Source organism: Caballeronia terrestris (genome assembly GCF_001544515.1).
Classification (GTDB): Bacteria; Pseudomonadota; Gammaproteobacteria; order Burkholderiales; family Burkholderiaceae; genus Caballeronia; species Caballeronia terrestris.
The window spans coordinates 1-23,279 of the sequence record NZ_FCOL02000006.1 but is presented as its reverse complement, the minus strand read 5'-3'; the positions used below and the strand labels follow the sequence as shown (position 1 = coordinate 23,279).

Here is a 23,279-nt window from a genome sequence, read left to right as displayed (position 1 = left end):
TATGCACTCTTTTCCGATTCTCAGTGTCGCGATCTGGTTGCCGATCGTATTCGGCGTCCTGGTCCTGGCTGTTGGCTCCGATACCAACCCCGCGCCCGCGCGCTGGGTCGCGCTGATCGGCTCGATCCTCGGGCTGCTCGTCACGATTCCGCTCATCACCGGCTTCGATTCGTCGACGGCCGCGCTGCAGTTCGTCGAACAGGCGAACTGGATCGAACGCTTCAACATCACGTATCACCTCGGCGTGGACGGCATCTCGATGTGGTTTGTGGTGCTGACCGCGCTCATTACGGTGATCGTCGTAATCGCGGGCTGGGAAGTGATCACGACGCGCGTCGCGCAATACTTCGCGGCCTTCCTGATCCTGTCGGGCATCATGGTCGGCGTGTTCTCGACCGCCGACGGCATGCTCTTCTACGTGTTCTTCGAAGCGACGCTGATTCCGATGTACATCATCATCGGCGTGTGGGGTGGACCGAACCGCGTGTACGCGGCGTTCAAGTTCTTCCTGTACACGCTGATGGGCTCGCTGCTGATGCTGATCGCGCTCCTGTACCTGTACACGCAGACGCACACGTTCGACCTTGCTACATGGCAAGCCGCGAAGATCGGCTTCACGCCGCAGGTGCTGCTGTTTATCGCGTTCTTCCTTGCGTTTGCCGTGAAAGTGCCGATGTGGCCGGTCCACACGTGGTTGCCCGACGCCCACGTGGAAGCGCCGACAGGCGGCTCTGTTGTGCTGGCCGCGATCATGCTGAAGCTCGGCGCATACGGTTTCCTGCGCTTCTCGATGCCGATCGCACCGGACGCGAGCCATTTCCTCGCGCCCGTGGTGATCACGCTGTCGCTGATCGCGGTGATCTACATTGGTCTCGTCGCGCTCGTGCAGACGGACATGAAGAAGCTCGTCGCGTATTCGTCGATTGCGCACATGGGCTTCGTCACGCTCGGCTTCTTCATCTTCAGCCAGCTCGGCGCGGAAGGCGCAATCATTCAGATGATCTCGCACGGCTTCGTGTCGGGCGCGATGTTCCTTTCGATCGGCGTGCTCTATGACCGCGTCCACTCGCGCGAAATCGCGGACTACGGCGGCGTCGTGAACACGATGCCGAAGTTCGCCGCGTTCTCGATGCTCTTCGCGATGGCCAATTGCGGCCTGCCGGGCACGTCGGGTTTTGTCGGCGAGTTCATGGTGATCCTGGCTGCCGTCAAGTACAACTTCTGGATCGGCTTCCTCGCCACGTTTACGCTGATCCTCGGCGCAGCCTACACGCTGTGGATGTACAAGCGCGTGCACTTTGGCGCGGTCACGAACGACCACGTCGCGAAGCTCACGGACATCAACAAGCGCGAAATCCTGATGCTGTCCGTGCTCGCGATCTTCACGCTGTACATGGGTCTCTATCCGAAGCCCTTTACCGATGTGATGCACGAATCCGTGGCAAACCTCCTCTCCCACGTCGCGCAGTCGAAGCTGCCGCTCACCCAGTAACGTCGTGCGGAGGAACTAAAAGATCATGCAAAACGCCCCTATGAGTGCCCTGTTGCCCGACACGATCCTGATGCTCGCGATCGTCGTGGCCTGGTTGAACGACACGATCTTCGGACCGCCGAGCCGTCGCGTCACGTACCTGATCGCCGTGCTGTCGACGCTCGTCGTTGGCGTGTGGTTCGCGTTCGTCGCGCTCGATCCGGTGCCGCATTACTACTTCTCGCGCATGTACGTCGTCGACTCGTTCGCGAGCGCGATGAAAGCGGTGGTGTGCCTCGGTTATGCGGTAACAGTGATCTATTCGAAGAAGTATCTCGAAGACCGCGACCTGTTCCGCGGCGACTTCTTCCTGCTCGGTCTTTTCTCGCTGCTCGGCCAGTGCGTGATGATCTCGGGCAACAACTTCCTGATGCTGTATCTCGGCCTCGAACTGATGTCGCTTTCGCTGTACGCGGTGATCGCGCTGCGCAAGGACTCGCCGCAGGCTAACGAATCGGCGATGAAGTACTACGTGCTCGGCGCGCTGGCTTCCGGTTTTCTGCTCTACGGCATTTCGATGCTGTACGGCGCGACCGGTTCGCTGGAGTTGAACGAAGTGCTGAAGGCGGTCGCATCGGGCCGTATCAACGATGCCGTGCTGCTCTTCGGCGTGATCTTCGTCGTGGCCGGTGTGGCGTTCAAGATGGGCGCGGTGCCGTTCCACATGTGGGTGCCGGACGTGTATCAAGGCGCACCGACCGCGATGACGCTCCTCACTGGCGGTGGCCCGAAGGTCGCGGCGTTCGCGTGGGGTTTGCGCTTCCTGGTGATGGGTTTGTTGCCGCTCGCCGTCGACTGGCAGGAGATGCTGGTGATCCTCGCGGCGCTGTCGCTGATCGTCGGCAACGTGACCGGTATCGTGCAGAAGAACATCAAGCGGATGCTGGCTTACTCGGCCATCTCGAACATGGGTTTCGTGCTGCTCGGTTTGCTCGCGGGCGTGGTCGACGGCAAGCTGACCGGCGCGGCCGGCGCATATAGCTCCGCGATGTTCTACAGCATCATCTATCTGGTGACGACGCTGGGCACGTTCGGCGTGGTGATGCTGCTCGCGCGCCGCGACTTCGAAGCCGAAACGCTCGACGACTTCAAGGGCCTGAACCAGCGCAGCCCCGTGTTCGCGTTCGTGATGATGGTGATGATGTTCTCGCTCGCCGGCATCCCGCCGACGGTCGGCTTCTACGCGAAGCTCGCCGTCCTCGAAGCGACGATGAACGCCGGCCTCACGTGGCTCGCCGTACTGGCTGTGATCACGTCGCTGGTGGGCGCGTTCTACTACCTGCGCATCGTGAAGCTGATGTACTTCGACGCACCGCAGGACGCTTCGCCGATCGTCGCGGGCAGCCTGAACCGTGGTCTGCTGGCGTTCAACGGACTCGCCGTGCTCGTGCTCGGCCTGGTTCCGGGTCCGCTGATGTCGGCGTGTCTCACGGCGATCACGCATACGCTCTCGTTCTGATGTCGGCTGCGGGCTGGTTTATCGTGTTGTTGGCGCTCGTCGGCGCCAACCTTCCGTTTCTGAACCAGCGTCTCTTCGCTGTCGTGCCAATCAAGGCCAAGGCAGCGAAGAAGAATGCCTGGATCCGCATCGCCGAGCTGATCGTCCTTTATTTTGTCGTGGGCGCGCTCGGCTTTATGCTTGAAGCGCGCGCGGGCAATCGCTTCGAACAGGGCTGGCAGTTCTACGCCATCACCTTCAGCCTGTTCGTCGTGCTCGCGTTTCCCGGCTTCACGTATCAATACCTCGTCAAACGCCGCTGACAGCGCATCCGCTGTCGTGGCTCATTCGCATAGGGCGCACGATGGCTGACCATTTCTCTCTTCCCGACAGCGACGACGGCCTCATCGAAAAGACGGTCGAAAGCGTGACCGTTCACGAAGGCAAGTTCCTGACGCTCAAGTGCGACACGGTCGAATTGCCCGACGGCAAGCACGCGACGCGCGAATACGTCGAGCATCCGGGCGCCGTGATGATCCTACCGATGTACGACGACGGCCGCGTGCTGCTCGAACGCCAGTTTCGCTATCCGATCGGGAAGGTTCTGCTCGAATTCCCCGCCGGCAAGCTCGATCCGGACGAGGACGAACTCGCTTGCGCGAAGCGCGAGCTGCAGGAAGAGACGGGCTATACGGCGCGCGACTGGTTTTTCCTGACGCGCGTTCATCCGGTCATTTCGTATTCGACGGAGTTCATCGATCTCTACCTCGCGCGCGGTTTGACGGAAGGCGAAAGCAAGCTCGACGACGGCGAGTTCCTCGAGACCTTCGTCGCGACGCAGGCGCAGCTCGCCGAATGGGTCAAGAGCGGCAAGATCAGCGACGTGAAGACGATCATCGGCGCGTTCTGGGTCGAAAAAATCCTGTCGGGCGAGTGGAAACTCGGCGATCCGATCGACGCCTGATCTCGACGATCGACAACTCACGCAAAGCGGCCGTCAGGGCCGCTTTGTCGTTTCCGGACGCACGTTCGGCAGACGCTGAGCCGACAGGCTAGAATCATTCCTCCACCGTGCGGGTTTTCCAGATCCGTCACGCCAATGCGTTTTTACGAACGATCGTTCCAAAAACGAGATTTTGAGATACACTCAGCCAAAGCTCCGATCAGCATGAAGGTCCTCGATTTAAAGTGCTCGCACGAACATCGTTTTGAAGGCTGGTTCGCTTCGACGGAAGAGTTCGAATCGCAGTTGTCGCGTGGACTGGTCGCATGTCCGGTTTGCTCGACGGCCGAGGTGAGCCGCATGCCTTCGGCGCCGCGCCTGAACTTGTCGTCGAGCCGGAACGACGTTGCGCCACCTCCCCGAGCGAGCGGCGACAAGGTCGATCCGGCCGCGGTCCAGGCGCGTGCGCTGCAGTTCCTGCGCGAGGTCCTTGAAAAGACTGAGAACGTGGGCGACCGCTTTGCCGAGGAAGCGCGGCGCATTCACTACAACGAAGCGCCGTCACGCAACATTCGCGGCGTCACGACGCCCGAAGATGCGCACGCCTTGCTCGAAGAAGGCATTGACGTGATGCCGCTGCCCGTTCCGGCCGCACTGAAAGAGCCGCTGCAGTAATCATCGCGCGGCGTCTCCAACGTGGTCGATTGCGGGCCATGACAGGAGACACTGAGCATGGACCTGAACTATTCCCTTGCCGACGACGCCTTTCGCGCCGACATCCGCGCCTGGCTCGAAGCCCACTTGCCGCACGCACTGCGCGACAAGGTACTCCACCACAAGCGACTGAACCGCGACGACTTCGCGAGCTGGCACAAGCTGCTCGGCGCGCGAGGCTGGTCGGTGGTCGCGTGGCCGAAGGAGTACGGCGGTCCGGGCTGGGACGCCACCCAGCGCCACATTTGGGATGAAGAATGCGCGCGCGTCGGCGCGCCCAGCGTGTTGCCGTTCGGGGTATCGATGGTGGCGCCCGTGCTGATGAAATACGGCAGCGACGCGCAGAAAGCCCACTATCTGCCGCGCATCCTCGATGGGTCCGACTGGTGGTGCCAGGGCTATTCCGAGCCGGGTTCGGGCTCCGACCTCGCGTCGCTCAGGACGCGCGCCGATCGCCGGGGCGATCACTACGTCGTCAACGGCCAGAAGACCTGGACCACGCTCGGCCAGCACGCCGACATGATGTTCTGCCTCGTGCGCACCGATCCCGCTGCGAAGAAGCAGGAGGGCATCTCGTTCCTTCTGATCGACATGAAGACGCCGGGCATCACCGTGCGTCCGATCATCACGCTCGATGAAGATCACGAAGTCAACGAAGTGTTCTTCGATGATGTGGAAGTGCCGGTCGAAAACCTCGTCGGCGAAGAGAATCGCGGCTGGACTTACGCGAAGTATCTGCTCGGCCACGAGCGCACGGGCATTGCGCGCGTCGGGCAGTCGAAGCGTGAGCTCGTGTTCCTGAAGCACCTCGCGCTCAAGCAGAGGAAGCAAGGCCGGCCGCTGCTGCATGACCCGGTCTTCGCCGCGAAGATCGCCGCGCTCGAAATCGAAATGATGGCGCTGGAGGTGACCGTGCAGCGCGTCGTCGCAAGCGAGACGAGCGGGCGCGGGCCGGGGCCGGAAGCATCGATGCTGAAGATCAAGGGCACTGAAGTCCAGCAGGCGCTGACCGAACTGATGTTCGAAGCGATCGGCCCGCAGGCTGCCGCGTTCGATCCCGCGTTCCTCGAAAGCGAGCGCGAACACAGCATCGCCGGCGACGACGACGCCGCGCCGATCGCCGCGTACTACTTCAACTTCCGCAAGACCTCGATCTACGGCGGCTCGAACGAAATTCAAAAGAACATCATCGCGCAGATGATTCTCGGACTCTGAGGAGCGGCGCATGGACTTCAATTTCACGGACGAACAGGAACAGTTCCGCGATGCGCTGCGTCGCTATCTCGATAGCGAATACCGCTTCGACGCGCGGCAGAAGATCGTGGCGTCGGAGGCGGGCGTCGATGCGAAGCACTGGAACGCGTTCGCCGAACTCGGACTGACCGCGCTGCCGGTGCCGTCGGGGCAGGGAGGCTTCGACGGTGGGGCCTTCGACATGCTCGTCGTCATGCAGGAACTGGGGCGGGCGCTCGTCGTCGAGCCGTATTGGGCGACGGCGGTGGGTATCGAGGCGTTGCGGCTGGCTTCACCGTACGGCAACGCGCTGTTGGAACGCGCGGCGTTGGGAGAAATCAGGCTCGCCGTGGCTTTTCATGAGCCTAAGGCCCGTTACGATCTCTTCGACATCCGCACGACCGCGCGCGCCGAAGGCGACACTTACTCCCTCACCGGCGAGAAGTCGATCGTCGAGCACGGCGCGCAGGCCGACTACTGGATCGTGCCGGCGCGGCTGGACGGCGAAATCACGCTTTTCGTCATCGCGCGCGATGCTGTGAACACAAAAGTCATCGACTATCGAACGATCGACGGCCAGCGCGCCGCGACGCTCAGATTCACCGACACGCCCGCGACGCCTCTCGGAACCGGCGCAGCAACGCTGGAACAAATCGCCGACTACGCAACGTTGCTGCTATGCGCGGAAGCCGTCGGCGCGCTCGATGCGCTGAACCTCGCCACCGTCGACTACACGAAGAACCGCCAACAGTTCGGCGCGCCGATCGCACGCTTTCAGGCGCTGCAGCATCGCATGGTCGAGATGCTGATTCACGCCGAACAGGCGCGTTCGATCACGTATCTCGCCGCCGCGCGCTACGCGAGCACGGATGCCGATGCGCGCCGTCAGGCGATTTCCGCTGCGAAGGCGCGCGTCGGACAGGCTGCGCGCTTTGTCGGACAGCAGGCGGTGCAGTTGCACGGCGGCATGGGCGTGACGAACGAAGTCGCGGCGGCGCACTGGTTCAAGCGCCTCTCGATCATCGAAACGACGCTCGGCGACGTCGATCACCATCTCGCGCGCTTTGCGTCGCTGCCGACTTTCGCGGACACCGATATCTAAAACGTCGATGCAACCTCGTTGCATGGGGCCCGAGCACAGAGGAACTGAATGACCTACAGCTACGAAGATTTTGAAGTCGGCGAGGCGCGGCAACTGAGCGCGCATACCTTCACGCGCGAGGAGATCGTCGAATTCGCGTCGAAGTACGATCCACAGCCGTTCCACGTTTCGGAGGAAGCGGGCGAGGCGTCGCACTTCGGCGGGCTCGTCGCAAGCGGCTGGAACACCTGTTCCGCGATGATGGGCATCCTCGTGCGCGACATGCTCGCCGATTCCACGTCGATGGGTTCGCCCGGCCTCGACAACATCCGCTGGCTCAAGCCGGTGCTCGTCGGCGATGCGGTGCGCCTGACCGTGCGCGTGCTCGACAAGCGCGTCTCGGCGAGCAAGCCGGATCGCGGCATCGTCTCGACGCGCTGGGAAGCGCACAACCAGCGCGGCGAACTCGTGCTGACCGTCGATTCGGCGGCGCTCTTCGGCTTGCGCAGCCCGGCAGCCAACCGATGAGCGCGGCGCGCCTCGCCAGTGCCGCGGATTTTCACGCGGCGGTGGGCCACGCGCGGTACGAGAGCGAATGGACCGAGGTCGATCAGGCGCGCGTGAACCGCTTTGCCGATGCCACCGACGATCATCAATGGATCCACGTCGATCCTGACCGCGCGCAGCGCGAGTCGCCGTTCGGCGGGGCGATCGCGCACGGCTTCCTGACACTCGCACTCGTGCCGATGTGGCTCGAACGATGCGTGCCGCTCGTGCAGCGGCTGGGCGTGAACTACGGCCTGAACCGCGTGCGCTTCATGTCGCCGGTGCCAGTCGGCTCGATGCTGCGCGCGACCTTCGCGATCGAAAAGGTCGCCGATGTCGATGCGGGCGGCGTGCAGGTCGAGTGGCTCGTGACCGTCGAGCGGCGGGGCGCCGAGCGGCCGGTCTGCGTCGCCGAGTTCATCACGCGCCACTACTTCTAGAAACGCTTAGTGCTTCGCGTACTGCGTCGCGCCGAATAGCACTTCCTTTTCCTTGTCGGTAAAGGGCTTGCGTTCCCTCGCGAGCACTTCGACACCTCGCTTTACGGCGGGCCGCGCGGCAATCGCATCGAACCAGCGCTTCACGTTCGGGAATTCGTCGAGCACGATGCCCTGGTTTTCCCAGGACCGCGTCCACGGGAACGTCGCGATATCGGCGATGGTGTATTCGTCGCCCGCGAGGTACTTCGTCACGCCCAGCTGCTTGTCCATCACGCCGTAAAGCCGCCGCGCCTCGTTCGAATAACGGTTGATCGCATACTCGATCTTCTCCGGCGCGTAGTTTCGAAAGTGATGCGTCTGCCCGAGCATCGGCCCGATGCCGCCCATCTGGAACATCAGCCACTGAATCGTCTCGTACCGTCCGACGGGATCGGACGGCAGGAACTTGCCCGTCTTCTCGGCGAGATAGATCAGGATCGCGCCCGACTCGAACAGCGCGAGCGGCCGGCCTTCGGGTCCGGCGTTATCGATGATCGCGGGGATCTTGTTGTTCGGGCTGATCGCGAGGAAGTCGGGTGTGAACTGGTCGCCCGCGCCGATATCGACGGCATGCACGCTGTACTCGAGCCCCGTCTCCTCGAGCATGATGTGGATCTTGTGGCCGTTGGGCGTTGCCCAGCTATAGACGTCGATCATTTCCGCTCCTGAATCCCGTGGGTGATTTGGGCGGCGTCTTGCAAGCAAGCAAAACGCCGCAAAAGTCAGGCGAAAATTAGACCATGATTCGATTGGGCGTGCTGAAGCGGCCGGTGCGCCGGTTCAGGCGTGCGGTTCCATGTAGCGCGACAGTTCGAGCTTCGCGATCGCATTGCGATGCACTTCGTCGGGACCGTCGGCGAGACGCAGCGAGCGCGCCGATGCATACGCATACGCGAGCGGAAAGTCGTCGCTGACGCCGCCCGCGCCGTGCGCCTGAATTGCCCAGTCGATCACCTGGCACGCGACGTTCGGCGCGACCACCTTGATCATCGCGATCTCGCCGCGCGCGCCCTTGTTGCCGACGGTATCCATCATGTACGCGGCCTTGAGCGTCAACAGCCGCGCCTGCTCGATCATGATGCGTGCCTCGGCGATGCGTTCCTGCGTCACACCATGCTGCGCGATCGGCTTGCCGAACGCGACGCGTGCGAGCGTGCGCTTCGCCATCAATTCGAGCGCGCGCTCGGCCAAGCCGATCAAACGCATGCAGTGATGAATGCGGCCCGGCCCGAGGCGTCCCTGCGCGATCTCGAAGCCGCGTCCTTCGCCGAGCAGGATATTCGATGCCGGCACGCGCACGTTTGCGAGCGTGATGTCCATGTGGCCGTGCGGCGCGTCGTCGTAGCCGAACACGCTCAACGGCCGATGCACCGTGATGCCGCTCGCATCCGCCGGAACGAGGATCATCGACTGCTGCTGATGCTTCGGCGCCTCCGGGTCGGTCTTGCCCATCACGATGTAGACCTTGCAGCGCGGATCGCCCGCACCGGATGACCACCACTTGTGGCCGTCGATCACGTAGTCGTCGCCATCGCGCGTGATGCTGCACTGAATGTTCGTCGCATCCGACGATGCCACTTCCGGCTCCGTCATCAGGAACGCCGAACGGATCTCGCCGCGCAACAGTGGTTCGAGCCATTGCTGCTTTTGCTCGTCGCTGCCGTAGCGTTCGATCGTCTCCATGTTGCCGGTATCGGGTGCGTTGCAGTTGAACACTTCCGGCGCCCAAGGCACGCGTCCCATGATTTCGCACAGCGGCGCGTATTCGAGATTCGTCAGCCCCGCACCGCGCGCCGAGGCGGGCAGGAACAGATTCCACAGCCCGGCCTCGCGCGCCTTGTCCTTCAGCGTTTCGATAAGCTCAGCAGGAACCCACGCGTTGCCGTTCGAGCGATTGGCGGCGATTTCATCGATGAACGCGCGCTCGTTCGGATAGAGGTGTTCATCGAGGAAGGCGAGCAGCTTTTCGCGCAAAGCCTGAACCTTCGGGGTGTAGTCGAAATTCATGCGATTCCCTTTTTTTTGCCCGACGCGCTCACACGCCGACTTTCTGCGCGTAAAGCCAGGCGAGTTCGGCCATCGGCTTTGCGCGCTTGCCGGCGTCGATGGCTTGCTCGCTCGACGCCGTTCCCTCCGACACGCGCTTCATGATCCCCTGCAGGATCGCGGCGATGCGGAACATGTTGTAGGCGAGATAGAAATTCCAGTCGCCTTCGATCGTGAAGCCGGTCCGCTCGCAATACTTCGCGACATAGGCGGTTTCGTCGGGGATACCGAGTGCGGCCCAGTCCAGTCCGCCGATGCCGCGAAACTGCGACGGATCGACGTGCCACGCCATGCAGTGGTAAGCGAAGTCGGCGAGCGGATCGCCGAGTGTGGAGAGTTCCCAGTCGAGCACGGCGAGCACGCGCGGCTCGCTCGGATGGAAGATCAGGTTGTCGAGGCGGTAGTCGCCGTGAACGATCGAGACGCGTTCGATCGATTCAGAGGAACCGCGCGGAATGTGCTTCGGCAGCCAGTCGATGAGCTTGTTCATCGATTCGATTGGCTCGGTCTCGGATGCCACGTACTGCTTGCTCCAGCGCCCGATCTGCCGCTCGAAGTAGTTGCCGGGCTTGCCGTAAGCCGCGAGGCCGATCGCATCGACATCGACGGAATGCAGCGCCGCGATCACGCGATTCATCTCGTCGTAGATGGCGCCGCGCCCGGCGGGCGACATGCCGGGCAGCGCCTGGTCCCACAGCACGCGGCCCTCGATGAACTCCATCACGTAGAACGCGCGGCCGATCACGCTTTCGTCCTCGCAGAGCGCGAACATCTTCGCGACGGGAACGTCAGTGGCGGCGAGCGCATCCATCACGCGATACTCGCGCTCGATCGCATGCGCCGACTTCAGGAGCTTCGCCGCCGGCCCCGGCTTCGAGCGCATCACATAGCTGCGCGCGGGCGTGATCAGCTTGTACGTGGGATTCGACTGGCCGCCCGCGAACTGCTCGATGGTGAGCGGCCCCACGAAGCCATCGACGTGCGCGGCGAGCCACGCGGCTAGCGCATCGGTATCGAAGCGCAGGCGCTCGTTGACGGGCCGCGTTCCTTCGAACGCGGAAAAATCCTGCGGCTGCTGGGCGTCGCTGTCTGACATTGTCTCCTCCGTGGGCCGGTCCGGGGGCGGGGCCGCGTCGTCGTCGACGCTGTGTGTGCGCACCCGGATCGATGGGATGTCACTTCATGAACTGCGGATCGACCGTGAGAACTTGATGAATTGCGCGTAGAGCAGTTCCATCGTCGTGTTGCGCACGCTGATGTGAAGCGGCGAGGGCGGCGAATGGTTGATCGCGTGGATGACCCAGTCGCTGCTTTTCTCGCCGACGTCGAGCACGTTGATGCAGCCGGTCGCTTGCGAAAGATGCCCGAAGAACGCGCGGCCGCCGGCGGTGATCGCATGCGACAGTAGCGCGCGATTCACGCCGCCGTGCAGCACGAGCAGCACGGTGTCCCACGATGCGTCCGCGCGCAGCCGCGCCATCGCCGGCAGCGCGCGATCGAGCAGTTCGCCGATCGTCTCGCCGCCGAGAAACTGCGTCTCCTCCGGTACGACGCCATCGAACACGGAGAGAAACGCGCGCTCGATGTCGTCCGTAGAAAGATTCTTCAGATGCCCGCCGCGAATCTCCTCCCACTCCGGCCAGACTTCGATATCCACCGATTGGCCGGTCTCGTCCAGCACGCGCCGCGCCGTTTCGAGCGTGCGCGGCAAGCCGCTTGCGATCACGCGATCGAAGCGCACGCTTTGCGTCGCGAACTCGCGCCCCGCCGCGCTCGCTTCCTCCCGGCCGCGAACGTTCAACGGCACGCTGACGGGATCGATGCCGCGGCCGGAATCGTCGAAATAGGTCACGTCGCCGTGACGCATCAGGAAGATGCGGCGGCGTTTAGGCAACTGGTAGGCGCTCATTTGTAGTTCGGCTGGCGTTTTTCGAGGAACGCGTTGATGCCTTCGAGCGCGTCGCCGTGATGCAGGGCATCGACGAAGCTGTCGCGTTCGGCGTCGAGGTGCGCGGCGAGCGGCTGGACGTCGGCGGACGTGATCAGCGACTTGATGCGCGCGAGCGATTTCGGCGACAGGCTGCCGAGATCGTCGGCCCAGGCGACCGCCGAATCGAGCGCGGTGCCACGGCGCGTCAGCCGGTTGACGACGCCGACGTCATGCAGGCGCACCGCGCCGATCGGCTTCGCTTCCAGCAGGATTTCGCTGGCGAGCGCGCGCGGCAGGGCGCGCGCGAGAAACCACGAGCCGCCGCCATCGGGCGTGAGGCCCACGCGCGCATATGACATCACGAAGCGGGCGTCGTCGGCGGAGACGATCAGGTCGCACGCGAGCGCGAGCGAAAAGCCCGCGCCCGCCGCTGCGCCTTCGACCGCCGCGATCACCGGTTTCGACGACGCCCTGATCGCGCTGATCCATTCGCCGAGCAGGTCGACGCTCGCCGCCTGCACGGACGGATCCTTCGCGCGGTTCTCCAGCAGCCGGTTCAGGTTGCCGCCCGCGCAGAAGAAGTTGTCGGCGCCGGTCAGCACGATCACGCGTACCGAAGAATCGCGCTCGGCCGTGTTGAGCGCCTCGATGCCGGCGGCATACATGTCCGGATGCAGCGCGTTTTTCGCGCCCGGATTCGATAGCTTGAGAACGAGCGTGGTGTCGCTGCCGGCGGGGCGGTCGGTCAAGAGTTCGGCGCTCATCGCTTATTCCTCGGAGTGGGTGAGGGGAAGGCCAAGTTGCGCGCGGCGCGCGAGCCACGGCGACGGCCGGTAGCGCGGGTCGCCCAGCACGCTGTGCATGTTGCGCAGGATCGTGAGGATCGTCTTCGCGCCGAGCGTGTCTCCGAGCGCGAGCGGCCCGTGCGGGTAGCCGAGGCCAAGCGTCACGGCGAGGTCGATGTCCTGCGGCGTCGCGATCTGCTGCTGCGCGATGTCGCAACCGATGTTGACGATCGTCGCCACGACGCGTTGCGCGACGAAACCGGTCGAATCGCGGATCACCGTGACGGGCACGCCATCAGCGGCGAAGAGCGCGTGCGCAGCGTCGCGCGCGGCGTGCGAGGTCGCGGGCGTGGTCATCAGCGTGCGGCGCGCGACGGTATCGAGCGGAAAGAGCGTATCGATCGCCACGACGCGGGTTGCGTCTAGATTCTCGGCGAGCGCGGCGGTCGTCGCGTCGTGCCCAAGCGGCGTCACGACGATCAGCGAATCGGGTGCGGGCGTGTTGCCCGTATCGATGGTGACGGCGGCGTCGGACTTTGCGATCAGCTTCAGCACCTGCTCGCGCGCCGCATGCGACGCGCGGCTGATCCACACGCGGCGCGGCATTGCGGTCGGCGCGGGTGCTTCATCGGGCGTCTGCTGCTTGCCGTCGGCGTACTTGTAGAAGCCTTCCCCCGTCTTGCGCCCGATCAGCCCGCCCGCGAGCCGCGTGCCGGTAATCGGCGACGGCGTGAAGCGCGGCTCCTCGTAGAACTGGTGATAGATCGACTCCATCACCGGATGCGACACGTCGAGCGCGGTCAGGTCGAGCAGTTCGAACGGCCCGAGCCTGAATCCGGCCTGCTCGCGCATGATCCGGTCGACATCGACGAAACTCGCCACGCCTTCGCTCGCGATCCGCAGGCCTTCGGTGTTCATCCCGCGTCCCGCGTGATTCACGATGAAGCCGGGCATGTCCTTCGCGCGCACTGGCGTGTGGCCCATGCGGCGCGCGAGTTCCATGAGCGCGTCGCCGGCGGTCGGATCGCCGCGCAGGCCGTCGATCACTTCGACGACCTTCATCAGTGGCACCGGGTTGAAGAAGTGATAGCCGACGACGCGCTCGGGATGCGCGCATCCGGCGGCGATCGCGGTGATCGGCAGCGACGACGTGTTCGACGCCAGAATGCACCGCTCGCCGACCACGGCTTCGAGTTCGCGGAAGAGGGCGCGCTTGACGTCCAGTTTCTCGACGATCGCCTCGATGACGACCTGGCAGTCCGACAGCGCGCCGATCTCGTTCGCCGCGTGGATGTTCGCCAGCGCGGCGTGCGCGTCGGCTTCCTTGATCTTGCCTTTTGTTGCGAGCTTGTTCAGTGTGTCGAAAAGATAGTCGCGCGCGGCGGCGACCGCTTGCGGGTTGGTATCGAAGAGACGCACGGTGAGTCCGCCGAGCGCCGCGATCTGCGCGATGCCGCGCCCCATCGCACCGCTGCCGACGATACCTATTGTCCCCACATCAAAATCGCGAAAGCTCATGGTGTGTCTCGACTCCTGATATCTACAAGTTAGCACGATCGTGCTGTTTTTAGGATAGTGTCACGTCTTCGCAAGGAAGACGCTTTGATTCAAACGAGGAGATGCTGCAATGATCAGGCTGTACGGGTTCCCATTGTCCAATTATTTCAACAAGGTCAAGTTCGTACTGCTCGAGCACGGCATCCCGTTCGAGGAAGTGCGCGCGGGTTTCGGCCAGGACGCGACCACGCTGGCCGGCTCGCCGCTCGGCAAGGTGCCGTACATCGAAACCGATGCGGGGCCGCTTTGCGAGTCGCAGGTGATCGTCGAATATCTGGCGGCGGCGTATCCGGACAAGCCCATTTTCCCCGCCGATTCTTACGCGGCCGCGAAGGCGCGCGAACTGTCGGTGTTCATCGACATGCATCTGGAACTCGTCGCGCGCGATCTGTACAAGCAGGCGTTCTTCGGCGGCACTGTCACCGATTACACGAAATCGCGCGTCGAAAAGCTGTTGACGCGGCATATCGCGGGCTTTGCGCGGATCGCGAAATTCGGGCCGTATGTCGCGGGCCCGGACTTCAGTATCGCCGATGTGTGCGCGTTCGTGAGCCTGCCGCTCGTCGGGCTGGCGACGAAGGTGGTCTACGGTAGGGATTTCCTGCTCGACGCCGGTATCGACTGGAAGACGCACGTCAGGAAAATCGGTGAGCGGCCCGCCGCGCAACAGGTGACAGCCGACCGGCTCGCCTATATGGAAGCGCAGAAGCGCGGGTGAACGAAACGGCTTTCGCATCGCCCGCGCCATCGCTCAGAGTTTCGCGAGACGGTCGAGCGCGAGCTGCAGCGTCTCTTCCTTCTTCGCGAAGCAAAAGCGCACGACGCCCGATTCGTGGCTCTCGTGATAGAACGCCGAGACCGGAATCGCCGCGACGCCGATCTCGCTCGTGAGCCACTGCGCGAAGTCGGCTTCGGGCAGGTCGCTGATCGCCGAGTAATCGACGGTCTGGAAATACGTGCCGTCGCAGGGCAGCATCTTGAAGCGCGAGTTCGCGAGGCCGGTGCGGAAGAAGTCGCGCTTCTTCTGATAGAACGCGGGCAGGTTCAGGTACGGCGCCGGGTCCTCCAGATAGTGCGCGAGGCCGACCTGCATCGGCGTGTTGACGGTGAACACGTTGAACTGGTGAACCTTGCGGAATTCGGCGGTCAGCGCGGTGGGCGCAGCCACGTAGCCGATCTTCCAGCCCGTCACATGAAACGTCTTGCCGAAGCTCGACACCACGAAACTGCGCTTCGCGAGTTCCGGATAGCGCGACACGCTTTCGTGCGGCGCGTCGTCGTAGACCATGTGCTCGTAGACTTCATCGGAGACGATCAGCACGTTCGTGCCGCGCACGATGTCTTCGAGCTTCCGCATGTCGGCTTCGCGCCAGACGCGGCCAGTCGGATTGTGCGGCGTGTTGATCATCAGGAGGCGCGTCTTCGGCGTGATCGCGGCGGCGATCTTGTCGAAGGGCAGCGCGTAGTCCGGCGCTTCCAGCGAGACGAACACCGGCGTGCCGCCCGCCAGTTCGATCGACGGCACGTAGCTGTCGTACATCGGCTCGATCACGATGACTTCGTCGCCCGGATGCACGCAGCAGAGGATCGCGGTCAAAAGCGCCTGCGTCGCGCCGGCGGTGACGGTGATTTCGCGATCGGCGTCGTATTCGCGGCCGTAGAGGCGGTCGATCTTCTTCGCGATCGCCTGGCGCAGCGGCGCAGCGCCGGCCATCGGCGGGTACTGGTTGTGGCCGTCGCGCATGGCCTGGGCGACCGCATCGACGATGCGCGGATCGCAATCGAAATCGGGGAACCCCTGGCCCAGGTTGACCGCGCCCTTTTGCGCGGCGAGCGCGCTCATCACGGTGAAGATCGTGGTGCCGACGTTCGGCAGGCGCGAAGGAAAGGCGAGTTCGGCGGGCGTTTGCGTGAGTTCGTGCGTGGCGTTCATGGTGGCGTTGGCGTGTACGGTTTCGCGTTCTATTTTAAACAGCGGCGGATTCGGTAAGCCTGTGCGCTTCGATAGCCGCGACGAACGGCGCAGGCTGCGCGATCCGGAAGCCGAAGTCGCGAGCGGTGCGGCGCGCGAGCTTCAGCACCGCGCGATCCTTCGACACGAGCCACGCCGCCCTCGATGCATGCGCGAGTTCGAGGAACTTCTGGTCGTCGCGATCGCGGCATTTGGGCAACGGGCGTTCGTCGGCGGGCGGCTCGGGCGCGATCAGTTGCGACAGGCGCGCGACGGTGTCGAGCGCAGCGGCTTTGTCGACGGCCATGCGCACGAACTGCGGATAGTCGAGCACGCGCGTGAGTTCCTTCAGACAGCGCGCGTCGATCAGCGCGGTCAGCGTGCGCGCTTCGAGCGCGGCGCGGATCGGGCGGGTGGCGGGATCGTCGAACACGAGGATGTCGATCCATACGTTCGAGTCCAGCACCACGCTCAATGCGGGCGACGCAGGGGAATTTTCCATTCGATACAATTGGAGGTTTGTGTCCTTGATCGTCGGCGGTGCGCCGGCGAGCCTCCATGATAATCGTTCTTTCGCCAGCCAAATCGCTCGACTACGAGACCCCGCCGCACGTCAAGAAGCACACGCTCCCCGAATTCATCGACGACGCCGCCGAACTGATCGACGGCCTGAGAAAGCTCTCGCCGCAGCAGATCGGCACCATGATGCGCATTTCGGACCCGCTCGCGCAGCTCAATTTCCAGCGTTACGCCGACTGGTCGAAGCGTTTCGGCCCCGACAACGCGAAACAGGCAATGCTCGCGTTCAACGGCGACGTGTACGAGGGATTCGCCGCGAAGTCGCTGTCGGCGAGCGATCTCGACTACGCGCAGAATCACGTACGCGTGCTCTCCGGGCTGTACGGTCTGCTGCGGCCACTCGATTTGCTGCAGCCTTACCGGCTGGAAATGGGCACCAAATTCGCGAACGCGCGCGGACGCGATCTATACGCGTTCTGGGGCGAGCGCATCACGGCGGCGCTCAACGCGCAACTGAAAAAGCAGCGCGGCGCGCGTGTGCTGATCAATTGCGCGTCGGAGGAGTATTTCAGGTCGGTCAGGCCGAACAAGCTGGAGGCGCCCGTGATCTCGCCCGTCTTCGAGGACTTCAAGGGCGGCCGGTACAAGATCATCAGCTTCCACGCGAAACGCGCGCGCGGGATGATGGCGCGCTACGCGGTGGAGAACCGCATCGACGAGCCCGAGGCGCTGCAAGGCTTTCACAGCGAAGGCTACAAGTTCGACAAAAAAGCATCGAACGATACGACTTACGTGTTTCGCCGGCGTATTGCCGAGTGATGGATTAAAGGAAACGTCATGAGCATTTCAATTACGAGCAACTTCGACGCCGGCGCCATCGACATCGTCTCCGCCGACAATCCCGCCGACGTCCGCCTGCGCGTGCGCCCCGACAGTCACGCCGAATTCGCGCAGTGGTTCTATTTCCGGGTGTCTGGCGCGCGCGGCGAGCGTCTCGTGATAACGTTCGAGAACGCCGCCGACTGCGCGTTCGCCGAAGGCTGGCGCGACTATGAGGCGGTCGCGAGCTACGATCGCGTGAACTGGTTCCGCGTGCCGACTGCCTACGACGGCCGCGTGATGACGATCGACCACACGCCGGACTTCGACCGCATCTATTACGCGTACTTCGAGCCGTACAGCGAGGAGCGTCATTCGGAGTTCCTCGGCGCCGTCCAGCAGATGCCGCACGCCGCGCTCACCGAGATCGGCCAGACCGTGCAGGGGCGGCCGATGTCGGTGCTCACGCTCGGCGTCTCCAGCGCCGACGACGCCGCGCCGAAGAAGAACATCTGGATCATCGCGCGCCAGCACCCGGGCGAGACGATGGCGGAATGGTTCGTCGAGGGGCTCGTCAAACGTCTCGCGGGCTGGGGCGACTGGTCGGGCGATGCGGTCGCGCGCAAGCTCTTCGATCGCGCCGTGTTCCATATCGTGCCGAACATGAATCCGGACGGCAGCGTGCTCGGCAACCTGCGCACCAACGCGGCGGGCGCGAACCTGAACCGCGAGTGGATGGAGCCGGACGCGGCGCGCAGCCCCGAAGTGCTGTGCGTGCGCAACGCGATCCACGCGCTCGGCTGCGATCTCTTCTTCGATATCCACGGCGACGAAGCGATTCCCTACGTGTTCGTCGCGGGGTCGGAAATGCTGCCCGGCTTCACGGAACGGCAGTCGAAGGAACAGGCGGCGTTCCTCGAATTCTTCAAGCAGTCGAGTCCGGACTTCCAGGACGTGCATGGCTATGAGTCGAGCAAGTATCAGACGGATGCGCTGAAGCTCGCATCGAAATACATTGGCAACGCATTCGGCTGCCTGTCGCTGACGCTCGAGATGCCGTTCAAGGACAACGCCGGCTTGCCGGACGAGCGCGTCGGCTGGAACGGCGAGCGTAGCGCGGCGCTGGGGGCGTCGATGCTTCAGGCGATCTTGCGTCACGTCGAAACGTTTTGACGTTTCTGTTTTACGCACGGCGCCAAAAGAGAAGGGCTTGATCACTGGTTGGTGATCAAGCCCTTGGTTTTTTGCGTGGTTGCTGGGTCAGTGTTTCTTCGTTGATTTCGATTTTGATTTCGTGGATTTGCTACTCGACGACTTAGCCGCCGCATTCGACGACTTGGACTTGCCCTTGGTCGTGTGCTTGCCTTTGCCTCCACGCGTCGAGCGCGGTTCGGCGCGGGCTTTCGACGGCGGCACCGGATCGTTCCAGCCGAACGCGAGCATCTGGCTGCCGACGTATCCGCAACGGAACTTGAGCGTGGCCGGATCGCGATCGGCGTTCTTGCCGACGCCGAGTCCTTCGACCGTCACCACGTTGTCGACCTTGATGCGCTGCTTGTGATCATCGAAGGAATCATTCCACGGCATCAGCGACGAGTGCGATGCATCGAACGACGTGGCGGGGAACTCGACGTGATCGAACGCCGTCGACGTGCTCGCGACGAAGCTGCCATGTGCGGCGCAGTCGGCGATCAGCGGATTGGCGTGGAAGTCGGTGACGAAGTGGTGGACGAGTTCGTTGCGTTCATCGAGCGAGTCGGCAAAAGCGGTGGTGGTGCAGGCGAGCGAGGCGCATACGACCAACCGGCCGGCCAGCCGAAGCAGTCGGCGCGATGCGTGGTTTCTTTCCATCAATTTCGGCGCAAAAAAGACACAGGCACGTAAGATGCCCTGCAGGGGGAAGGAGTTCCATCTTATCGCAATTACCGCGACGATTTGCCTTCAGCGCGAGGGCTGCCGCAACGTTGCAGCACTCGATTCAGACACGCGGTCCGCGATCGAGACGATAGCGCCGGAGGTCGTAAGTCGTGACCCACGCGGGCTTGTAAACCGAAATGAGTATCGTGAGAAGCCCGGTGAAGAGGGCCTCGCCGGCGCCGAGCAACAGCGATCCGCGCATGAAGGCTGGAGGAACGGGGAGCGCTCGGCCGGCGAGCGCGAACTCGAACAGCACCATCGCACCGCATGCGGCGCCGACGGCGAGCGCCGAAATGATGAAGCCGTGACCGATAATGAACGTGAAGAGATTGCGCGGCAGCCACGCGTTGCTCGCACGCTCGAAGAGCGTCGACACACCGACGGGCAGCGCGCCGAACAGCAGATAGGTGAACGGCGCGGTGAGCCAGGAGGCATCGAGCACGACCGCGGCCAGGGCGGTCGTGGCGGCCATGCCGATCAGCGCGAGTTGCCAGTCGAACAGCGTGACCATCAGCGTGGCGCCGAGCAGGTGGATGACCGGCCCGTCGTCGAACCAGGCGTTGCACGCCCACAGCACGGTAATCGCCACGATGATGCCGAGCCACACATGCTGAAGCGTCGGGTCCTGCACGCGGCGGAAGGGTTTCTGCGCAAACGCAAGCGCGAGCGCTCCCGCGGCGACGATCCAGCCACCGGCAGCGAGCCAAAGCGGAAGCGGTGTGTAGAAGAACCCCATGAGTCGCATATTACTCGTTGCGCGTAAAACATGCGCGCCATGTGGCGCAACAAAGGGCCGCAAGCTTTGTCATGGTTCGACGGGCCTGCCGGGCTCCGTTACGCGCTTTTGTCATGGTCCGACGACGTGCCGGACCCTGCCACGCTTCATTACGGCGCAACGAGCACGCGGGGCTCCGCCGGGAGCATTATCACGGCCCGAAGAGCGTGCCGGACTTCGCCACCAGCTTCGTCACGGCCCGTCCGGCATGCCGGATTCCGGCCGCAAGCTTGACCGCGGCCCGGCGAGCATGCCGGGCTCCGCCGCAAGTTTCGTCACGGCCCGACGAGCCGTCGGGCTCTACCAAAAGCTTCATCACGGCCCGAAAGGCTTGACCGGCTCCGCCGCGAGCAGCATCTGCTCGTCGTTGTCGGCCGGATCGGGATAGCGCGCGTTCGCCGCGCGCAACGGAATGGGCCCGGCTTGCCCAAGCGTAGGGCGAATCGCGGCATGGTCTTCGCGGCGCAGGACTTCGAGACAGCCGTTCTGCCAGCCGTTGTAGATCGCGACCGCCGCGGCGCGATTGACGGCCCCGAGCTGCTGGAAAATGCTCGCGAGGTGGATCTTCACGGTGCCTTCGCTGATGCCGAGCGTCTTCGCGATCACCTTGTTGGTATTACCCATGTGCACGCAGCGCATGATCTGGTGCTGGCGCGGCGAGAGCGTCGTGCAGCGCCGCGTAGTTTGCATGAACTTCAGGGGATCGGCGAAACGGCGCGGCGCGAACTCGGCCGCGAAGTTCGGGTCGAGGGCGCCGGCCGGCACGTAGTGACCGCCGAGCAGCACCATCTCGAGCGCGCGCACCAGCAATTGCGGATCGAGCGCCCGCGGTACGACGCCGAGCGCGCCCGCAATCAAGAGACGCCGCGCGTGTCCACCCGTGACATCGTCGACGACGACCGCCGTCGGGATGCCGGGGCACAGGCGCAACAGGTCGTGCAGATCGGACGGGTTCATGTTCTCCTGCCAGTCGATCACGATCAGATCCGGCTTCAGCCGCGCGATGGCGTGCCGCGCCTGCCGCCAGTCCTTCGCCTCGTTGAACTGCCCCTGACGGTCGATGTGCCGCAGCAGCGTCTTGAGCCCTTCGCGCCGTTCCGGATTCGAATTGATCAGTATGAATTTCATGCCTGCCTCTTATGGTTTTGGTTTTACGCGGTCGGCTCTCTCAGGCCGAACCCTTCGGCGACGATCGGTGCGCCGCCGATCCAATATTGACAAAATCCGCGGTTTTTGGCGCCCTGTCCGGATGGCATAGGCCGAAATGCAAAAAGCCCCGCTCGATGGCGGGGCTTGGTTCTCCGGGGTGAGACGCGGCCGCTTTCAGTGAAAATGCGGCTGGGCGGGCTCGGCGTCCTCGGGCATTTCAGCGTGGACGATTTCGCCGAGCGGATCGGCGTAGAGCGGCACACCGCAGTCGTCGCAATATTCCGGCTCGAAGCGGCCCGCGTGGCGGCGCACTTCCGAGACGCCGGTTTTCTTCAAGAGCGCAACGATTTCCTCGACCGGGCCATCGGCGCCTTCGAGATCGACCGCCTCGTCTTCCATCCCGACCTCGCCGTTCTCGCGCCCATAGAGCGGCCAGACGACGCCGTAGATCACCTCATTGCTGCCGCGCCGCGTAAAGCCGATGCGGTATTCGTCGACCCGCCGTTCGCCGAAGCCGGCGATCACGGCGCGCAATTCCTGCGGCGCCGCGCCGAGCGTATCGAAGAGATAGCGGACCGCCGTGCGCACGGTGTGTGGGCGGACTTGCTCGTCGGCGTCGCGGCAAGCCGAGTAGTAGGCGTCCGGCAGCAGGCACTCCAGTTCGCAGCCCGGCAGGATCGCGGCGAAGCTCGGCCCGCCTTGCGCCGTCCACTGCTCGAGACACTGTCCTCGCTCGATCCGGTTGCCGTTCTCGTCCTCCTGCCAGCGGAAAAGCGGTGCGCCAGCCGGCACGACGGCGACGGCGAGCAGAAAGCGCGGGTCGGCGAGAATCGGCGACGTTTCGGGCAGATCGGAGAGGTTCAGACGCGCCGCGGGGCCGCCGAGGGCAGTCTGCATGAGCTGTTGCGCGAGACGCGCGGTATCGATGTGATGGCGCGGCAACTGGTCGATGCTGTAAAGATAGGGAGCGACCGCGATGCGCGCGCCGGCGCCGAGCACGTGCGCCTGCATCTGCGTGCGCAGGGCGTCGGCGACGTCGGCCTTCAGCGGCCCCGACGGAATCGCATAGCGCGTCCACGCGAGGACCGGCGCGGCGATCAGCAGGGCCTCGTGGGGCGTGCCGTCGATGTCGGTCGTGAACGACTCGCTGTGCGTTTCGGCCATGTCGGCGAGCGCGCCGTAGGCGTCGGGATGATTTTGTTGAAGGTGATCTAGAGCGGCGTCGAGCGTCGTCTGATTGCCGTTGCGCACGATTTTCGCGAGCAGCGCGTCGAGGCGCGCTTCCCAGAAGCGATCCTCGATGCGGCTGCCGGACGCGAACAAGGCGAGTGCGAGGCCGACGAGCTTGTCGGCATCCGGAGGAAGACGTTTGGCGATTCGCGAGCGCATAGGTATTGGAATGGTCAGGTGCAGAGAACCTTTAATTGTAGTCGCTATGCAGCCGCTTTTACCGGTCGACGGCGAATACCGGCCAATCGGCCAAGCCCTTATGGGCCCATGGGGGAGGATGCGCTTTGCCGTCTCGTGTATATAAAAGGACGCGACAAGCGTTAATAAAAATCTTTGAAAACCGCTTGCGAAACAGGTACGCGGGCACTAGAATTCCGTTCCTTCGCAGCTCACTGAGCGGCGAAGGGAGCGGGAAGAAGGGGTGGGTGCTTAAGTCGGAGAGCCTTGCTGGACGGGCGCTACGACGCGGTCGACAGGTTGGGTGGTTAAAAAAACCTGTTGACGAAAAGCGAAACGTTCTTCATAATCTCGTTTCTCTGCTGCTGATGCAGCGACGCAGAACGAAGCGCTGAAGTTGAGTGCTGTAGGCGACTGAAGGTGTGGGCGCCGGTTCGTGCGAATGTTCTTTAAAAACTA

The 23,279-nt window shown here is 63.6% G+C and carries 24 protein-coding genes; 12 read left to right on the top strand and 12 right to left on the bottom strand.

Features of this window, described 5'->3' with window-relative positions; translation table 11 throughout:
* Window position 1: 1 nt before the first annotated feature.
* The 9 genes from AWB67_RS07135 (at window position 2) to AWB67_RS07095 (ending at window position 7,926) form a co-directional block, all read left to right on the top strand.
* Window positions 2-1,492, top strand: coding sequence for an NADH-quinone oxidoreductase subunit M (locus AWB67_RS07135; RefSeq protein WP_087655549.1), 1,491 nt, complete (start codon window positions 2-4; stop codon window positions 1,490-1,492).
* Between the two features lie 25 nt (window positions 1,493-1,517).
* Window positions 1,518-2,990 (top strand): NADH-quinone oxidoreductase subunit NuoN, encoded by a 1,473-nt coding sequence (gene nuoN, locus AWB67_RS07130; protein WP_087655548.1) that lies wholly within the window; start codon window positions 1,518-1,520, stop codon window positions 2,988-2,990.
* Entirely contained in the window at window positions 2,990-3,292 is a 303-nt protein-coding gene (locus tag AWB67_RS07125) for a DUF2818 family protein (protein WP_087655547.1), read from the top strand. Before nuoN ends, AWB67_RS07125 begins: the two co-directional genes overlap by 1 nt.
* A 41-nt stretch (window positions 3,293-3,333) precedes the next feature.
* A complete protein-coding gene (locus AWB67_RS07120) occupies window positions 3,334-3,933 on the top strand; it encodes an NUDIX domain-containing protein (RefSeq protein ID WP_087655546.1) in 600 nt (199 codons plus the stop codon).
* Between the two features lie 204 nt (window positions 3,934-4,137).
* Window positions 4,138-4,587 carry a DUF1178 family protein gene (locus AWB67_RS07115; protein ID WP_087655545.1) on the top strand — a complete coding sequence of 150 codons (450 nt, stop codon included), beginning with the start codon at window positions 4,138-4,140 and terminating at the stop codon, window positions 4,585-4,587.
* Window positions 4,588-4,644: 57 nt separating this feature from the next.
* The gene (locus AWB67_RS07110; protein ID WP_087655544.1) at window positions 4,645-5,841 is read left to right on the top strand and encodes an acyl-CoA dehydrogenase family protein; all 1,197 of its coding nucleotides are present in this window, start codon (window positions 4,645-4,647) and stop codon (window positions 5,839-5,841) included.
* A gap of 10 nt (window positions 5,842-5,851) precedes the next feature.
* Window positions 5,852-6,961, top strand: coding sequence for an acyl-CoA dehydrogenase family protein (locus AWB67_RS07105; protein ID WP_087655543.1), 1,110 nt, complete (start codon window positions 5,852-5,854; stop codon window positions 6,959-6,961).
* 48 nt (window positions 6,962-7,009) lie between these two features.
* Complete coding sequence (locus AWB67_RS07100; RefSeq protein ID WP_087655542.1) at window positions 7,010-7,468, top strand: MaoC family dehydratase; 459 nt, start codon at window positions 7,010-7,012, stop codon at window positions 7,466-7,468.
* Complete coding sequence (locus tag AWB67_RS07095; RefSeq protein ID WP_087655541.1) at window positions 7,465-7,926, top strand: MaoC family dehydratase; 462 nt, start codon at window positions 7,465-7,467, stop codon at window positions 7,924-7,926. The genes AWB67_RS07100 and AWB67_RS07095 overlap by 4 nt, the downstream gene beginning before the upstream one ends.
* A 6-nt stretch (window positions 7,927-7,932) precedes the next feature.
* Here AWB67_RS07095 and AWB67_RS07090 read toward each other — a convergent pair whose 3' ends face one another.
* The 6 genes from AWB67_RS07090 to AWB67_RS07065 form a co-directional block, all read right to left on the bottom strand.
* Window positions 7,933-8,622 (bottom strand): glutathione binding-like protein, encoded by a 690-nt coding sequence (locus tag AWB67_RS07090; protein WP_087655540.1) that lies wholly within the window; start codon window positions 8,620-8,622, stop codon window positions 7,933-7,935.
* A gap of 123 nt (window positions 8,623-8,745) precedes the next feature.
* A complete protein-coding gene (locus AWB67_RS07085) occupies window positions 8,746-9,972 on the bottom strand; it encodes an acyl-CoA dehydrogenase family protein (RefSeq protein WP_087655539.1) in 1,227 nt (408 codons plus the stop codon).
* A gap of 28 nt (window positions 9,973-10,000) precedes the next feature.
* Window positions 10,001-11,107 carry a phosphotransferase gene (locus tag AWB67_RS07080; RefSeq protein WP_087655538.1) on the bottom strand — a complete coding sequence of 369 codons (1,107 nt, stop codon included), beginning with the start codon at window positions 11,105-11,107 and terminating at the stop codon, window positions 10,001-10,003.
* An 84-nt stretch (window positions 11,108-11,191) separates the two neighbouring features.
* Window positions 11,192-11,920, bottom strand: coding sequence for a histidine phosphatase family protein (locus AWB67_RS07075; protein ID WP_087655537.1), 729 nt, complete (start codon window positions 11,918-11,920; stop codon window positions 11,192-11,194).
* The gene (locus tag AWB67_RS07070; RefSeq protein WP_087655536.1) at window positions 11,917-12,705 is read right to left on the bottom strand and encodes an oxepin-CoA hydrolase, alternative type; all 789 of its coding nucleotides are present in this window, start codon (window positions 12,703-12,705) and stop codon (window positions 11,917-11,919) included. The genes AWB67_RS07075 and AWB67_RS07070 overlap by 4 nt, the downstream gene beginning before the upstream one ends.
* A gap of 3 nt (window positions 12,706-12,708) precedes the next feature.
* On the bottom strand, window positions 12,709-14,244 hold the full coding sequence (locus AWB67_RS07065; protein WP_087655535.1) for a 3-hydroxyacyl-CoA dehydrogenase: 1,536 nt from the start codon (window positions 14,242-14,244) through the stop codon (window positions 12,709-12,711).
* 109 nt (window positions 14,245-14,353) lie between these two features.
* On the opposite strand from AWB67_RS07065, the gene AWB67_RS07060 reads away from it, so the two are divergent.
* Window positions 14,354-15,001 (top strand): glutathione S-transferase family protein, encoded by a 648-nt coding sequence (locus tag AWB67_RS07060; RefSeq protein ID WP_087655534.1) that lies wholly within the window; start codon window positions 14,354-14,356, stop codon window positions 14,999-15,001.
* Between the two features lie 33 nt (window positions 15,002-15,034).
* Here the strand turns inward: AWB67_RS07060 and AWB67_RS07055 are convergent, their stop codons facing one another.
* Both AWB67_RS07055 and AWB67_RS07050 read right to left on the bottom strand, forming a co-directional pair.
* Window positions 15,035-16,216, bottom strand: a complete 1,182-nt coding sequence (locus tag AWB67_RS07055) for a pyridoxal phosphate-dependent aminotransferase (protein WP_087655533.1) — start codon at window positions 16,214-16,216, stop codon at window positions 15,035-15,037.
* Window positions 16,217-16,250: 34 nt separating this feature from the next.
* Window positions 16,251-16,736 carry a putative toxin-antitoxin system toxin component, PIN family gene (locus AWB67_RS07050; protein WP_087655532.1) on the bottom strand — a complete coding sequence of 162 codons (486 nt, stop codon included), beginning with the start codon at window positions 16,734-16,736 and terminating at the stop codon, window positions 16,251-16,253.
* 56 nt (window positions 16,737-16,792) lie between these two features.
* Between AWB67_RS07050 and yaaA the strand changes: the two genes are divergently transcribed.
* A complete protein-coding gene (gene yaaA / locus AWB67_RS07045; RefSeq protein ID WP_087655531.1) occupies window positions 16,793-17,572 on the top strand; it encodes a peroxide stress protein YaaA in 780 nt (259 codons plus the stop codon).
* 18 nt (window positions 17,573-17,590) lie between these two features.
* A complete protein-coding gene (locus tag AWB67_RS07040; protein WP_087655530.1) occupies window positions 17,591-18,745 on the top strand; it encodes a M14 family metallopeptidase in 1,155 nt (384 codons plus the stop codon).
* Between the two features lie 87 nt (window positions 18,746-18,832).
* On the opposite strand, the gene AWB67_RS07035 is transcribed toward AWB67_RS07040, so the two are convergent.
* The 4 genes from AWB67_RS07035 to AWB67_RS07020 all read right to left on the bottom strand — a co-directional run bounded on the left by AWB67_RS07035 (window position 18,833) and on the right by AWB67_RS07020 (window position 22,802).
* Window positions 18,833-19,423, bottom strand: coding sequence for a BspC domain-containing protein (locus tag AWB67_RS07035; protein ID WP_087655529.1), 591 nt, complete (start codon window positions 19,421-19,423; stop codon window positions 18,833-18,835).
* A 127-nt stretch (window positions 19,424-19,550) separates the two neighbouring features.
* The gene (locus AWB67_RS07030; protein ID WP_087655528.1) at window positions 19,551-20,225 is read right to left on the bottom strand and encodes an energy-coupling factor ABC transporter permease; all 675 of its coding nucleotides are present in this window, start codon (window positions 20,223-20,225) and stop codon (window positions 19,551-19,553) included.
* A 354-nt stretch (window positions 20,226-20,579) separates the two neighbouring features.
* On the bottom strand, window positions 20,580-21,392 hold the full coding sequence (locus AWB67_RS07025) for a LuxR C-terminal-related transcriptional regulator (protein ID WP_087655527.1): 813 nt from the start codon (window positions 21,390-21,392) through the stop codon (window positions 20,580-20,582).
* Window positions 21,393-21,587: 195 nt separating this feature from the next.
* The gene (locus AWB67_RS07020; protein WP_087655526.1) at window positions 21,588-22,802 is read right to left on the bottom strand and encodes a DUF2863 family protein; all 1,215 of its coding nucleotides are present in this window, start codon (window positions 22,800-22,802) and stop codon (window positions 21,588-21,590) included.
* Window positions 22,803-23,279 lie beyond the last annotated feature (477 nt).

Coding starts and splice junctions, on each gene's coding strand:
- AWB67_RS07135 (WP_087655549.1), top strand. CDS start 2: ATGCACTCTTTTCCGATTCTCAGTGTCGCGATCTGGTTGCCGATCGTA.
- nuoN (WP_087655548.1), top strand. CDS start 1,518: ATGCAAAACGCCCCTATGAGTGCCCTGTTGCCCGACACGATCCTGATG.
- AWB67_RS07125 (WP_087655547.1), top strand. CDS start 2,990: ATGTCGGCTGCGGGCTGGTTTATCGTGTTGTTGGCGCTCGTCGGCGCC.
- AWB67_RS07120 (WP_087655546.1), top strand. CDS start 3,334: ATGGCTGACCATTTCTCTCTTCCCGACAGCGACGACGGCCTCATCGAA.
- AWB67_RS07115 (WP_087655545.1), top strand. CDS start 4,138: ATGAAGGTCCTCGATTTAAAGTGCTCGCACGAACATCGTTTTGAAGGC.
- AWB67_RS07110 (WP_087655544.1), top strand. CDS start 4,645: ATGGACCTGAACTATTCCCTTGCCGACGACGCCTTTCGCGCCGACATC.
- AWB67_RS07105 (WP_087655543.1), top strand. CDS start 5,852: ATGGACTTCAATTTCACGGACGAACAGGAACAGTTCCGCGATGCGCTG.
- AWB67_RS07100 (WP_087655542.1), top strand. CDS start 7,010: ATGACCTACAGCTACGAAGATTTTGAAGTCGGCGAGGCGCGGCAACTG.
- AWB67_RS07095 (WP_087655541.1), top strand. CDS start 7,465: ATGAGCGCGGCGCGCCTCGCCAGTGCCGCGGATTTTCACGCGGCGGTG.
- AWB67_RS07090 (WP_087655540.1), bottom strand. CDS start 8,622: ATGATCGACGTCTATAGCTGGGCAACGCCCAACGGCCACAAGATCCAC.
- AWB67_RS07085 (WP_087655539.1), bottom strand. CDS start 9,972: ATGAATTTCGACTACACCCCGAAGGTTCAGGCTTTGCGCGAAAAGCTG.
- AWB67_RS07080 (WP_087655538.1), bottom strand. CDS start 11,107: ATGTCAGACAGCGACGCCCAGCAGCCGCAGGATTTTTCCGCGTTCGAA.
- AWB67_RS07075 (WP_087655537.1), bottom strand. CDS start 11,920: ATGAGCGCCTACCAGTTGCCTAAACGCCGCCGCATCTTCCTGATGCGT.
- AWB67_RS07070 (WP_087655536.1), bottom strand. CDS start 12,705: ATGAGCGCCGAACTCTTGACCGACCGCCCCGCCGGCAGCGACACCACG.
- AWB67_RS07065 (WP_087655535.1), bottom strand. CDS start 14,244: ATGAGCTTTCGCGATTTTGATGTGGGGACAATAGGTATCGTCGGCAGC.
- AWB67_RS07060 (WP_087655534.1), top strand. CDS start 14,354: ATGATCAGGCTGTACGGGTTCCCATTGTCCAATTATTTCAACAAGGTC.
- AWB67_RS07055 (WP_087655533.1), bottom strand. CDS start 16,216: ATGAACGCCACGCACGAACTCACGCAAACGCCCGCCGAACTCGCCTTT.
- AWB67_RS07050 (WP_087655532.1), bottom strand. CDS start 16,736: ATGGAAAATTCCCCTGCGTCGCCCGCATTGAGCGTGGTGCTGGACTCG.
- yaaA (WP_087655531.1), top strand. CDS start 16,793: ATGATAATCGTTCTTTCGCCAGCCAAATCGCTCGACTACGAGACCCCG.
- AWB67_RS07040 (WP_087655530.1), top strand. CDS start 17,591: ATGAGCATTTCAATTACGAGCAACTTCGACGCCGGCGCCATCGACATC.
- AWB67_RS07035 (WP_087655529.1), bottom strand. CDS start 19,423: ATGGAAAGAAACCACGCATCGCGCCGACTGCTTCGGCTGGCCGGCCGG.
- AWB67_RS07030 (WP_087655528.1), bottom strand. CDS start 20,225: ATGGGGTTCTTCTACACACCGCTTCCGCTTTGGCTCGCTGCCGGTGGC.
- AWB67_RS07025 (WP_087655527.1), bottom strand. CDS start 21,392: ATGAAATTCATACTGATCAATTCGAATCCGGAACGGCGCGAAGGGCTC.
- AWB67_RS07020 (WP_087655526.1), bottom strand. CDS start 22,802: ATGCGCTCGCGAATCGCCAAACGTCTTCCTCCGGATGCCGACAAGCTC.